Source organism: Pseudoflavonifractor phocaeensis, assembly GCF_021531375.1.
GTDB classification, from domain to species: Bacteria; Bacillota; Clostridia; order Oscillospirales; family Oscillospiraceae; genus Lawsonibacter; species Lawsonibacter phocaeensis_B.
This window is the reverse complement of sequence record NZ_JADYTU010000028.1, coordinates 1-12,519: the sequence shown is the minus strand read 5'-3', so window position 1 is coordinate 12,519 and position 12,519 is coordinate 1. Positions and strand designations below refer to the sequence as shown.

The window sequence follows — 12,519 nt, the reverse complement described above, 5'->3', positions numbered from 1 at the left end:
CAGGGACAGGAGAATCAAATGAAACAAGTCACCATTTATACCGACGGGGCCTGCTCCGGAAATCCCGGCCCCGGCGGCTGGGGCGCCATCCTCATGTACGGCCCCCACAAGAAGGAACTGTCCGGGGGCGAGAGACAGACCACCAACAACCGTATGGAGCTCACCGGAGTTATCACCGCCCTGGAGGCCCTGAAGGAGCCCTGCGTGGTGGAGCTGTACTCCGACTCCAAATATGTTATCGACGGCCTTGGCAAGGGCTGGGCCAAGGGCTGGCGGGCCAGGGGCTGGGTGAAGAGCGACAAAAAGCCCGCTCTGAATCCCGACCTGTGGGGGAAGCTGCTGGACCTGTGCGACTACCACACGGTCAACCTCCACTGGGTCAAGGGCCACGCGGAGAATCCCTATAATAACCGCTGCGACGAATTGGCGGTGGCGGAAAGTCAAAAATTCAAGTGACCCAAACCAGACGAACCATTCCCAGCCCAGCGCACGCACCCCATCCCATGTTTTGTATGAACGCCCCGAAGGGCCAAAAAATAGACAGAAAGAGGGAGAACGGTATGGCAAACAGGTTTGAGATCAGGCAGACCAAGAATGGAAGCTTTCGGTTCAATCTGATGGCGACCAACGGACAGATCATTGCCACCAGCGAGACCTATTCCAGTCTGGACAGCTGCAAGAACGGCGTGGAGAGCGTCCGCAAGAACTGCGCCGCCCATGTGGAGGACCAGACCAAGGATGGCTTTGAGGCTCTGACCCATCCCAAGTACGAGGTCTACAAGGACAAGGCCGGCGAATTCCGTTTCCGTCTGAAGGCCAAAAACGGCGAGATCATCGCCGTCGGCGAAGGCTACAAGGCCAAGGCCAGCTGCCTCAACGGCATCGACTCCATCGGCCGCAACGCCCCCGGGGCCCCGGTGGTCCTGGTGGAGGAATAAGCTCCGCGATCAACCATAAAAAAGGCCGCCCGGCAGGGCGGCCTTTTTTATGAAAAGTTCAATTATGGGATCGCCGCAGGGGGCGGATTTTCGTACTGGCTCTCCTGAAGGGAGGACCGCAGGGAGAAAAGTACCATGCAGATCCAGACCGCCACCGCCATAAAGACCAGGGAGACCACCATGACCAGGGCTTCATACCGCTCCAAGGGGAAGGGCAGAGCCAGCAGGGTGGTCAGCAGGGTCTGCACCGTCCGAAGATGGAGAATGCGTTTCTCCTGGGGACATTGGTGGTTCCGGGCGGCAATGGCCAGGTCGGTCAAAAGCTGGAAATGGAAGTAGAGGGCGATCACCGTGACCAGCGCCGATAAAAACTGGAAATTTGGGTCCCGCCCAAAGAGGGCCATGGCCCAGCACAGCCCCTCCCACCCCGCCAGCAGCAGGCCCAGGGGCCGCAGGAGGGAGGCGGAGGATTCCTCTTCGGACAGGGCGGGCAGGGCCCCCACCATCAGCAGGTATCCCGCCCAGTTGGGCAGCACGTTGAGGGGCCCCAGGTTGATGTTGAAGTGAAGAAGCACATATCCCCAGGCGATGTGCTTCACCGCCTGACACAGGTCCATCTTGTTCTCCTCGTTCATAGGGCGTCTTCCTCCGTCAAGGTCAGTTCTTCCACCATTTCCCCATCCCAGAACAGCCGCACCCGGTAGGCCGGATGGAGGGGGGCGGGGTTGTTCTCCAAATCGTGGGCATAGTCCCCGCTGCCGCCGGCCACTTCATAGTTCTGGTCCCCGCCGCCAATGAGAAGGCTGTCCCAGGAAAAGCCGTCGGAGCTGCTTCCGCCCCCATAGCCGCCCAGGTACTCTTGCGGGAACTCCACCTCCTGGTCCGGGTCGTCCAGCTCCGCCACCATGATGCCGATGGATGTTTGAGGCTGATGGCCCACGGTGTTTTCCAGACAGGAATAGCTGTAATGGACCCAGGTCAGGGCCTCCTTGAATTGGGCGTCCACCCTGGGCGTCAGGCTGAAGGAGGTCCAGCCGAAGAAGCTGTCGGTCTGAGTCTGATTGTCGATGGTATAGACCGTCCGGTTCTGGATGGTGACTGTCCCCCACTGGGTCTGGGCGGTCAGCTCCCGGAGCCAGGGGATGGCGTCACCGTAATATTGGGTCTGGCCGTAGCCCCGGTAGGAGCAGATCCGCTCCCCCGCTTCCTCTACCACCCAGCCGTCCTCCTGCCAGATGTAGACCGGGACCAGAACGGAGCCGCGCAGGGTTTCCCCGTTCCCGTCCTTGGCAACGCCTTCTCCGCTCTCGGCAAGAAAATAGCTGACAGGGAACTCCAGCCAGGCGTGGAACCTGCCATCGCCCGCCGGGGTAATGTCGTAGATGGTGTAACCGCCATTTTTATCCATGCCGTCCAGCCAGGGACCCCGGTCCAGGTGGTAGGCCACCCAGCCCTCTGATTCCACGCTATACCGCATCTCCGCCTCCAGCTCCTGGTGTCTGGACAGCGGGGAAGCCGCGGCAATGTAGATGCCGTTGGCCTCGATCAGCCCCTTGGCGTAGGTGTCCAGAGCTCCGGCCAGAGTGGTGCAGCGGTTGATCCGGGCCATGGCCATGGCCCGGTCCAGCTCCTTTATGGGGCCTGGGGAAAAATCCGAAAATCCGTAGGCCGCCGCCGTCCCCCAGAGGGCGGGGCTGGCCAGCACCACCACCGCGCACACCGACACCAGGGCCATCCCCCGAGGGTACTTTTTGAAGCGGACGATGGCGGCGATGCGCCGGGCAATGTTCTTCCCTCCGTTGGAGAGGGAGGTGGTGCCGGGAGCCCGGGGGTAGCGGTCGTTGGCCATGGAGAGAAGGATCTTGCCGTATTCCCGCCGCTCCTCCCCCTCCAGCCGCTCCAGCACCCGCTGGTCGCACAGGGACTCCATGTCGTTGCCCACCCGGTCGAAGGCGTACCACAGGAAGGGGTTGCACCAGTGGAGGGACCGGAGAAAGGCCCAGCCGAGGCTCTGGAGGGCGTCGAGGTGGTTCAAGTGGAGCAGCTCGTGGAGGAGAACTTTATCGTCCACCCCTTCCCCGTCAGGGACCGCCAGCACCGGGCGCACCATGCCGCACACAAAGGCGGAGGGCAGGCCCCGGACCTGGACCGCCCGACAGGGTTTCAGGCCGTACCGCTCCCCCACCCGGGCCAGCTGTTCCTGCAGTTCAGGTCCGGCGGGAGTGCCCCGGGCCAACAGCAGCCGCAGACGGAGGTAGGAGAGCAGGTACCAAGCCAGGGACAGGACCACCCCGGCGGCGTAGAGAACCAACAGCCAGTCGGTGAGGCTGGCGGGCCGCCCGGACAGGACGGGGAACACATGGTCCAGATGGATGGGCTGGTAGACGGCGGAGTAGGCAGAATTTAAGCTGCGCTCCGCCATGCCCTTCCAGGTCTCCAGCCAGAGAGGCAGGGCGGGCAGAAGGCTCCTTGCCGTCCCCGCCGGGATCAGGGCCCGGAGGGCCAGGATGGACCACACCCCGTACTGCCACCGGGGGGACAATTTGTCCACCAGCAGCCACTTTACCGCCAGCAGCAGGACCGCCGTCAGGGACAGCGAGAGAGTTTGGAGGAGAAACCCCCAGATATTGTTCACGGTCACACCTCCATGTCGTCCAGCATCTGCCTTAGCCGCTCTGCCTCCTGGCGGGACAGGGAGGAGTCCTTCAAAAAGGCGGCGATCAGGTCCCCCGCCGCCCCGCCGTAGACCTTGGACAGTAGCTCCTCACGCTCCTTTTGGGCGCACCGCTCCCGGCTTACCGCCGCGGCATAGGGCTTGGGGTGGCTGCGGTCGATGGACACCAGCCCCTTCCCCTCCATCCGGGTCAGATAGGTGTATACCGTGTTCTTGCTCCAGCCCTTCACCGGCCGCAGGGCGTCGGTGAGCTCCCCCAGGGCAAACCGCTCCCCGGTCCAGAGCACGTCCAGCACCGCCCATTCCGCTTCCGATAGTTTCATGTGAAACCCTCCCGTCCTACATGTGTAGTATAGCTACATCTTACACTTGTAGGACGGTAAAGTCAAGGGGGAGTTTTGGGCGGGCAACCCCATAGGTCCGCACCGGCTTTTGCGGCAAAAAAACGGCGGTCATTGGAGCATGACCGCCGCAGCTTGTTGAAAAGCCCTCCTGCAAGGAGTTCCGCCGCCCGCAGGCGGCGGAATAGAGTTCGCTCGAAAAAGTGGCTTTGCCACTTTTTCGAGCGTCTTGTCAGGACCGGGACAGGATCTCCTCCACCTGGTTCAGATCGTGGATGACGTAGTCCGGCGCCATCCCCTCCGGAAGGGGCAGGCCCTTTGGGTTGTACCAGCAGCAGGGGATGCCCGCCTGGAGCCCGCCCCGCATGTCGCTGGTGAGGGAGTCCCCCACCATGAGGACCTCCGGCTTTTCCACCGGGCCGATGTGGTCAAACACATAGCCGAAGAAGGCGGGGCTGGGCTTCTCCGCCCCAACCAGCTCCGAGATAAACACCCCGTCGAACAGCTCCCCCAGCCCGGACTTTTTCAGCTTCCGCTCCTGGGCGACCCGGGTGCCGTTGGTGACGGCGTACTGCCGCACCCGCCCCCGCAGCCGGGAGACCAGCTCGTAGGACCGGTCCATAAAGCACACCGTGTCCCCCAGCCGTACCTGATAGGTCTCGTTGAAGGGGACGGCCAGAGCGGGGTCCAGGCCCTCCCCGGCAAAAAATTCCTCAAACCGGCCCACCAGCACCTGGGCCTTGGTGATCTTTCCGTTTTCCAGCCGCCGCCAGTAGCTCTGGTTGATGGCGGAGTACCGGGCGATCTGTTCGTCGGAGCAGTCCCCCAGACCGAATTGGGCGAAGCAGGCCCGGATGGCCGCCTTCTCCGCCGCCAGAAAGTCCAGCAGCGTGCCGTCGATATCCCATAAAATGGTACGGATCATGGTTATTTCTCCTGTTGCTTCTGTTTTTTGGTCCCGTGGCAGATCTCCCGGTTGCCGCAGTCGGCGCAGCCCCGGCCGCACCCCCGCTTCTTTCCGTAGTCGTTGAGCAGCAGGATGGCGATGGGGATCCCCAGCACCGCCACCGCGAACAATCCAATGGCAAAGGCCTCCATAATAGCCGCCTCTCCCGGGGACAAACCCCCGTTTTTTGGACCATTGTACCAGAGGCGGAGGGCTTTGGCAAGGTGAGCGCCTGTTTTTCCCGGGAAAAGGGTTGCCTTTTTAGGCAAAAGCCGTTAAAATGCGGAACATGAACAAATATTTCCGGAGGATCGCAGTATGAACGAATTTAAAGGCAGTCAGAACTATGTGGCGTCGGAAGAACTGATGCGGGCGGTGAACATCGCCATGGTGCTCCAGAAGCCCCTGCTCATCAAGGGCGAGCCGGGCACCGGCAAGACCATGCTGGCCGAGGCCATCGCCGCCGCTCTGGGCAAGAAGCTCATCATCTGGAATATCAAGTCCACCACCAAAGCCCAGGACGGCCTGTACGTCTACGACGTGGTCCAGCGCCTGTACGACAGCCAGTTCGGCGGCGTGGGCGTGGACAATATCGAGAAATACGTCAAGCTGGGCAAGCTGGGCGAGGCCTTCACCGACGAGGAGCAGGTCATCCTGCTCATCGACGAGATCGACAAGGCGGACCTGGAGTTCCCCAACGACCTGCTGTGGGAGCTGGACCGGATGGAGTTCCACATTCCGGAGACGGGCCGCACCGTCAAGGCCAATCACCGCCCCGTGGTCATCATCACCTCCAACGCGGAAAAGGAGCTGCCCGACGCCTTCCTGCGCCGGTGCGTCTTCCACTATATTGAGTTCCCCGACAAGGAGCTGATGGCGGAGATCGTCCGGGTCCACTTCCCCGACCTGGACGACAAGCTGCTGACCCAGGTGCTGGAGGCCTTTTACAAGATCCGCCAGCTGCCCCAGATCAAGAAAAAGCCCTCCACCAGCGAGATCATAGACTGGATCCAGGCTCTGGTCCACGGGGGCGTGGACCCCAAGCGGATCGTGAAGGAGGTCCCCTATCTGGGGGTCCTGCTGAAAAAGAACGAGGATATGGACGCCCTGCGGCGCAACTGGAGATAAGATATGTTTGAGGATTTTCTCTATCTCCTGCGGAAAAACGGCCTGAAGGTGTCCCTCACCGAGTGGATGTCCCTGATGGAGGCCCTGGACAAGGGGCTCCACGGGTCCAGCTTCACCGGGTTTTACCACCTGTGCCGCTGTCTGCTGGTGAAGAGCGAGGCGGACTTTGACCGCTTTGACCGCGCCTTTCTGGAGTATTTCCGGGATGTTCCCTTCCAGCAGGAGGTGTCCCAGGAACTGCTGGACTGGCTGGACCGGCCCGACGTGCTCAACGACTACGCCAACTGGGACGAGGAGCAGGCCCTGAAGAACATGGGCCTGTCCGAGGAAGAGATCGAGCGGATGCTGAAAGAGCGCATGGAGGAGCAGAACGAGGAGCACAACGGGGGCAACTACTGGGTGGGTACCCACGGCATGTCCACCTTCGGCAACTCCGGCCTGTCCCCCAAGGGCATCCGGGTGGGAGGCCAGTCCATGTACAAGCGGGCCTTCCGGGTGGCCGGGGAGCGGAAGTTCCGGGACTTCCGCCGGGACAACACCCTGGACACCCGCCAGTTTCAGGTGGCGCTGCGGAAGCTGCGGCAGTTCTCCGGTCTGGTGGACCTCCCCCCCACCGAGTTCGACGTGGACAACACCATTCAGGACACGGCGGAGAACGGCGGTCTGCTGAAGGTCCGGTACAAGCGGCCAAGGGAGAACACCGTCAAGGTGCTGCTGCTCATGGACTCGGGAGGGTCCATGGAGTATTACTCCCAGCTGTGCTCCGCCCTGTTCCAGGCGGTGAGCAAGTCGGGCCACTTCAAGGACCTGCGGGTGTACTACTTCCACAACTGCGTCTATGGCCGGCTGTACAATGACCCCCTGCTCATGAGCCGGAACAGCGTGACCACCGACTGGGTGCTGTCCAACATCGCCAGCGACTGGAAGGTGATCTTCGTGGGGGACGCCCAGATGGCGCCCTACGAGCTGATGGGGGGCTACTACGGCCGGAACAACAGCGGCGAGGGCCCCCAGTCCGGCCTGGACTGGCTGCGCCTGTTCCGGAGCCGGTATCAGAATGCCATCTGGCTCAACCCCAGCCAGCGGCCCCAGTGGGGGGAGTACTGGACCCAGACCTATGACGCCATCGCCCGGGTCTTCCCCATGTTCCCCCTGACGGTGGACGGCCTGGAGGAGGGCATGAAGAAGCTGCTGACACGATAATAAAAAGAGGACCGACTCAGTTGAGTCGGTCCTTCTCATTTTTAAACAGAAAATAACTCGTCGTAAGAGATGTGGAGAATTTCTTTGAACAGCTTTACTTCGTCCGGATAAATGTGCCGCTGTCCCACTTCGATCTTTGCCAAGGCGCTCCTCGTCACGTCACAGCCCCTGGTTTGGAGTTGAGCGGCTAGTTGTTCCTGGGTGAGGCCCCGGTCCTCCCGGATGCGGCGGATATTTTGCCCCATCAAATATTCAAACTCTCGATTCATGCCATCTATCCTTTGCGCTTATTTAAGAACAAACACAGATTGACGATAACAAAATTAAGAGATATAATTGCTCCTATATAAGTGCAAAAAGAAAGGAGTCGGGGTTTTGTTGGAAAATACGGAAGCGGGCGGCTATAAAAAACCGTATCTTGCAATGTTTAATGGGGTGACTGACGCGCTGGAGGCATTGGAGGCCAGAAACTACGGTCTGGCCGGGGACATCCTCCGCCGGGCCCAGCAGGAGGCGGAGGAGCAGTTTCTGGAAGCCGAGGAGGAATGAGCGTTCCGCTCCCCGGGGGTACATCCAATAGGGGGGCCGCAGCCCCCCTGATTGGTCGTTTTAAGGAGAGGGGATCATAAAGGGGAGAGGGAAATCGAAATCCCTCTCCCCTTTATTGGCTCTTTGGTTCCTTTCTGGCCATACAGAAAGGAACTCGCCCCGCAGGGCGAAATCCCCCCAAAAATCAAAACTTCCCGTACTTTACCGGTGGTAAAATACGGGAAGTTGTCGGTTTAGAGAGAAATTACTGCTTCTTCTTGGAGGCCTCGCGCATCCGGTCACCGTGGTCCAGCAGGCGCTTGCGCAGACGCAGGTTCTCGGGGGTACACTCCAGCAGCTCGTCGTCTGCCAGGAACTCCAGGCACTGCTCCAGGGACAGGGTCCGGGGAGTGGTCAGCCGCAGGGCGTCGTCAGAGCCGGAGGCACGCATGTTGGTCAGCTGCTTCTTCTTGCACACGTTGACGGAGATGTCCTCCGCCTTGGGGCACTCGCCCACGATCATGCCGGCGTAGACGGGGGTGCCGGCGCCGATGAACAGCTGGCCGCGCTCCTGGGCGTTGAACAGGCCGTAGGTGACGGCCTCGCCGGTCTCGAAGGCCACCAGAGAGCCGGTGTTCCGGCGGGAGATCTCGCCCTTCATGGGGGCGTACTCCTCAAAGACGGAGGCCATGATGCCCTCGCCCTTGGTGTCGGTCAAAAACTCGTTGCGGTAGCCGAACAGGCCGCGGGAGGGCACCAGGAACTGGGCCTTCATCCGGTCGCCCACGGGATTCATGTCCAGCAGGTCGCCCTTGCGGGCGCCGATCTTTTCAATGACCGCGCCGATGCAGTCGGCGGGCACGTCCACCACCAGGCGCTCGATGGGCTCGCACTTCACGCCGTCGATCTCCCGGAACAGCACGCGGGGGGGAGAGACCTGAAGCTCATAGCCCTCGCGGCGCATGGTCTCGATGAGGATGGACAGGGACATCTCGCCCCGGCCGGCCACGTTGAAGGCCTCGGTGCTGTCGGTCTCGGTGACCCGGAGGGACACATCCTTCATGGTCTCCCGGAACAGACGGTCCCGGAGCTGGCGGCTGGTGACGAACTTGCCCTCCCGTCCGGCGAAGGGGGAGTCGTTGACGGAGAAGGTCATCTCGATGGTGGGGGCGGAGATCTTGACAAACTCGATGGGCTCCACACAGTCGGGGGCGCAGATGGTGTCGCCGATGGTGATGTCGCCGATGCCGCTCATGGCGATGATGTTGCCGGCGGTGGCCTGGGTGACGGGCACCTTGTTCAGGCCGTCATACTCGTACAGCGCGGTGGCCTTGGCCTTTTTGGGGGCGGCGTCGGGGTCGTGGTAGTTGCACACCGAGATCTCCTGGTTCTGCTTGATGGTGCCCCGCTCAATGCGGCCGATGGCGATGCGGCCCACAAAGTCGTTGTAGTCGATGGAGGACACCAGCATCTGGAAGGGGGCCTCCTCGTCGGCCTCGGGGGCGGGGATATACTCCACGATGGTGTCGAACAGGGGCTTGAGGTCGCTGCCGGCCACGTCGGGCTGGACAGAGGCGGTGCCCTGACGGCCGGAGCAGAACAGCATGGGGGAGTCCAGCTGCTCATCGGTGGCGTTCAGATCCATCAGCAGCTCCAGCACCTCGTCGATGACCTCGTAGACCCGCTGGTCGGGGCGGTCGATCTTGTTGACCACCACGATGACCCGGTGGCCCAGCTCCAGCGCCTTGGACAGCACAAAGCGGGTCTGGGGCATGGGGCCCTCGGCGGCGTCCACCAGCAGGATGACGCCGTTGACCATCTTCAGAATGCGCTCCACCTCGCCGCCGAAGTCGGCGTGGCCCGGGGTGTCCACGATGTTGATCTTGATGTCGCCGTACTGGACGGCGGTGTTTTTGGCGGTGATGGTGATGCCCCGCTCGCGCTCCAGATCGTTGGAGTCCATGACCCGGTCCACCACAGCCTGGTTGTCGCGGTAGACGCCGGACTGCTTCAGCAGCTCGTCCACCAGGGTGGTCTTGCCGTGGTCAACGTGAGCGATAATGGCTACGTTTCTCAATTTTTCGTTCTGCATATATAACTTCTCCTTTTGTATATGGCCAGCCCTGGGGGGCCTTATCTCCAAAGAGGAGGACGGAATGGAGCCCTGAGCGGACGGCGAAGGGGCTCATTCGTAACTCTGACGGACCATTATACAGCTATTTTTTCCAAAACGCAACGACTTTCCCACAAAAAATGAAGGCGGCGGAAAGGAATTTTCTCTCCCGGCGGCCCCTCCCCTTCCGGCGCTCCGGGGCAACGGAGAATATCGAAAAAATGTTTGAATACCCTCTTGACAAATTCGAACGTTTGTTGTATTTTTGATTAGAACATTTGTTTTCGACAAAAATCGGCAAAAGGTGAGGAAAAGTCCGGTTTTTGGGACGATAACTGGGATAGACTGTAGCGGAAGATTCCGAATGGGAGGGACAAAGAATGCAGACCATTTATTATACCACCCCCAACTTTATCCATCATACCGGCAATGTGGTGGATCTGGACGAGTACCGCCGGAAGCTGGCCCTGTCGCAGGAGGGCAGTCTGGCCCCCCAGCCCCGGGAGGAGGAGTTCTTTGTCCCGGACGGCGAGGAGGCCTGGGAGGAACCCCGGCTCCGGGAGGTCCGCCCCCGCCGCGGCGGAAAGCTGGGCCGCCGGGCTCTGGTGCTGGACGCCTGCGCCAGCCTGTGCGTGGTGGTCATGACCCTCACCTTTACCCTGCGGGTACTGATGGCGTAAAAAAGAGCGGCGCTGCCGTGTACGGACAGAACAGAGCGCCCTTCAAAATCATGCCTCATTGTTTTCATAGATCTGACAGAAATGCCGTTCCCCCGGTCTTGCGCCGGGGGAACGGCATTGCGCTGTTTCATGGTCCCGCCCCCGCTCCGGGGCGCTTCTCCATAGGATAGAAATGGGGTACGTCCAGACCTGGAGACTCTTTTTTTGCCTGGGAAACCTGGTTTTTCCGGGAAAAGGGGTTGACGTAATGCCAAAAAATGTGTATAGTAAGCTTGTTACCGTTTTGTAACTCTTTTGTTGGAATTGTCATTTTTATCCCCATATAAGCGAGGAAGCACATGAATCAGTTATTGGAACGCAAGCCCGAAGGCGCCGCCTCTGGCGACGAGGGACCTCATCAGAAGAAAAAGAACGGCCCCGACTGGGCGGAGCTGCGCCGCCGGGGGGCCGTTGAGTGGAAGAATCTGAAGGAGTGGAGCCGCATCCACTTCCGCCGGGCCGCCCACATCGCCCACGGCGCCCTGGCCATCCATCAGACCGTGGGTCCCATCTCCTTTTTGGGGATCTCCGCCGCTCTGGGGGTGGCCCTCACCCTGACCACCCTGTACACCACCAGCTACGCCGTCACCCTGGACGGGGACCCGGTGGGTGTGGTGGCCGACCAGAGCGTGGTGGACCAGGCCATCCGCGAGGTGGAGCAGGAGGGCACCTCCCTGCTGGGCTATGACTACCAGGTGGAGGGGGATCTGGACTATAAGTTCGCCCTGACCCTGAAGACCGACCTCACCCAGGAGGACGAGATCGAGGACTACTTCTACCAGCAGCTCAACCAGGTCAGCGACCACTTGAAAAAGTGCGAGGTGCTGGTGGACGGCCAGGCCATCGGCGTGGTCAAGGACGAGGACGCCCTCAACGATATGCTGGAGGAGCTGAAAGCCCAGTATGTGAACGAGAACACCGTGGAGTCCGAATTTGTGGAAAATCTGTCCATTGACTATGTCTACGCTGCGGACACGGTGCTGACCACCGAGGAGATGCGCTCCGCGCTGGAGGCCAACTCCACCGGCGAGACCACCTATACCGTCCAGAAGGGAGACACCTTCAACGCCATCGCCTACGCCAACGACATGTCGGTCAGCGACCTGAAGGCGCTGAACCCCGACACCGATATCAACCGGCTGATGATCGGGGACGTGCTCAATGTGAAGGAGCTGATCCCCGTCCTGTCCGTTCAGACCGTGGAGCACCAGGTCTATACCCAGTCCATCGACTGCCCGGTGGAGACGGTGGAGGACAGCTCCATGTACAAGGGAACCAGCAAGATCCTCACCCAGGGCGAACCCGGCGAGGCCCAGATCGAGGCCAACGTCACCTATGTCAACGGCTATGAGCGGGAACGGGAGATCCTCTCCAACACCACCCTGCGGGAGCCCACCACCACCATCAAGGCCGTGGGCACCAAGGAAAAGCCCAAGACCGCCTCCACCGGAAGCTTCTCCTGGCCCATCCGGGGCAGGATCAACTCCTACTTCGGCGGCCGCTATATCTTCGGCAGCTACAGCTACCACTCCGGCATCGACATCTCCGCCAGCTACGGCGCCGCCATCAAGGCCGCCGACGGCGGCACCGTCACCTTTGCCGGCTACAAGGGCAGCTACGGCTATCTGGTCATCATCCGCCACGACAACGGCACCCAGACCTACTACGGCCACAACTCCAAGCTGCTGGTCTCCGCCGGCCAAAAGGTGTATAAGGGCCAGCAGATCGCCAAGGCGGGCAGCACCGGCCGGTCCACCGGTACCCATTGCCACTTTGAGGTCCGCATCAACGGCAAGGCCGTCAACCCCCTGAACTACCTGAAATAACAAAACAGCAAAAGACCTCCCTCCGGCACAGTGAACAGCCCCAGATTGTGCGGACAGCACAAAAAGATCCCCTGGTAGGAAAAGATTAAGTTTTAAGCGGAGA

Annotated in this window: 14 protein-coding genes; 7 read left to right on the top strand and 7 right to left on the bottom strand. The window is 61.0% G+C overall.

Features of this window, described 5'->3' with window-relative positions; genetic code table 11:
* The first annotated feature begins 18 nt into the window (after positions 1 to 18).
* On the top strand, positions 19 to 456 hold the full coding sequence (rnhA, locus tag I6E39_RS09095) for a ribonuclease HI (protein WP_235381277.1): 438 nt from the start codon (positions 19 to 21) through the stop codon (positions 454 to 456).
* A gap of 104 nt (positions 457 to 560) precedes the next feature.
* Positions 561 to 938, top strand: coding sequence for a YegP family protein (locus I6E39_RS09090; protein WP_235381276.1), 378 nt, complete (start codon positions 561 to 563; stop codon positions 936 to 938).
* A gap of 62 nt (positions 939 to 1,000) precedes the next feature.
* On the opposite strand, the gene I6E39_RS09085 is transcribed toward I6E39_RS09090, so the two are convergent.
* The 5 genes from I6E39_RS09085 to I6E39_RS09065 form a co-directional block, all read right to left on the bottom strand.
* Positions 1,001 to 1,573 (bottom strand): hypothetical protein, encoded by a 573-nt coding sequence (locus tag I6E39_RS09085; protein WP_235381275.1) that lies wholly within the window; start codon positions 1,571 to 1,573, stop codon positions 1,001 to 1,003.
* Positions 1,570 to 3,573: a M56 family metallopeptidase gene (locus tag I6E39_RS09080; protein WP_235381274.1), complete on the bottom strand. Its 2,004-nt coding sequence runs from the start codon at positions 3,571 to 3,573 to the stop codon at positions 1,570 to 1,572. Before I6E39_RS09080 ends, I6E39_RS09085 begins: the two co-directional genes overlap by 4 nt.
* Positions 3,574 to 3,575: 2 nt before the next feature.
* Entirely contained in the window at positions 3,576 to 3,935 is a 360-nt protein-coding gene (locus I6E39_RS09075) for a BlaI/MecI/CopY family transcriptional regulator (RefSeq protein WP_235381273.1), read from the bottom strand.
* A gap of 250 nt (positions 3,936 to 4,185) precedes the next feature.
* On the bottom strand, positions 4,186 to 4,878 hold the full coding sequence (locus tag I6E39_RS09070; RefSeq protein WP_235381272.1) for a YjjG family noncanonical pyrimidine nucleotidase: 693 nt from the start codon (positions 4,876 to 4,878) through the stop codon (positions 4,186 to 4,188).
* Between the two features lie 2 nt (positions 4,879 to 4,880).
* Positions 4,881 to 5,051 (bottom strand): hypothetical protein, encoded by a 171-nt coding sequence (locus I6E39_RS09065; protein WP_235381271.1) that lies wholly within the window; start codon positions 5,049 to 5,051, stop codon positions 4,881 to 4,883.
* Between the two features lie 166 nt (positions 5,052 to 5,217).
* Here I6E39_RS09065 and I6E39_RS09060 point away from each other — a divergent pair, with 166 nt between their 5' ends.
* Positions 5,218 to 6,027, top strand: coding sequence for an AAA family ATPase (locus tag I6E39_RS09060; RefSeq protein WP_235381270.1), 810 nt, complete (start codon positions 5,218 to 5,220; stop codon positions 6,025 to 6,027).
* Between the two features lie 3 nt (positions 6,028 to 6,030).
* Positions 6,031 to 7,230 carry a vWA domain-containing protein gene (locus I6E39_RS09055; RefSeq protein ID WP_235381269.1) on the top strand — a complete coding sequence of 400 codons (1,200 nt, stop codon included), beginning with the start codon at positions 6,031 to 6,033 and terminating at the stop codon, positions 7,228 to 7,230.
* A 41-nt stretch (positions 7,231 to 7,271) separates the two neighbouring features.
* Here I6E39_RS09055 and I6E39_RS09050 read toward each other — a convergent pair whose 3' ends face one another.
* Positions 7,272 to 7,499: a helix-turn-helix domain-containing protein gene (locus I6E39_RS09050; RefSeq protein ID WP_235381268.1), complete on the bottom strand. Its 228-nt coding sequence runs from the start codon at positions 7,497 to 7,499 to the stop codon at positions 7,272 to 7,274.
* A gap of 106 nt (positions 7,500 to 7,605) precedes the next feature.
* Here I6E39_RS09050 and I6E39_RS09045 point away from each other — a divergent pair, with 106 nt between their 5' ends.
* Entirely contained in the window at positions 7,606 to 7,779 is a 174-nt protein-coding gene (locus tag I6E39_RS09045; RefSeq protein WP_235381267.1) for a hypothetical protein, read from the top strand.
* Positions 7,780 to 8,023: 244 nt separating this feature from the next.
* Here I6E39_RS09045 and typA read toward each other — a convergent pair whose 3' ends face one another.
* Entirely contained in the window at positions 8,024 to 9,850 is a 1,827-nt protein-coding gene (typA, locus tag I6E39_RS09040; RefSeq protein WP_235381266.1) for a translational GTPase TypA, read from the bottom strand.
* 401 nt (positions 9,851 to 10,251) lie between these two features.
* Between typA and I6E39_RS09035 the strand changes: the two genes are divergently transcribed.
* Both I6E39_RS09035 and I6E39_RS09030 read left to right on the top strand, forming a co-directional pair.
* Positions 10,252 to 10,551, top strand: coding sequence for a hypothetical protein (locus I6E39_RS09035; protein WP_235381265.1), 300 nt, complete (start codon positions 10,252 to 10,254; stop codon positions 10,549 to 10,551).
* 338 nt (positions 10,552 to 10,889) lie between these two features.
* Positions 10,890 to 12,416, top strand: a complete 1,527-nt coding sequence (locus I6E39_RS09030; protein ID WP_235381264.1) for a M23 family metallopeptidase — start codon at positions 10,890 to 10,892, stop codon at positions 12,414 to 12,416.
* Positions 12,417 to 12,519 lie beyond the last annotated feature (103 nt).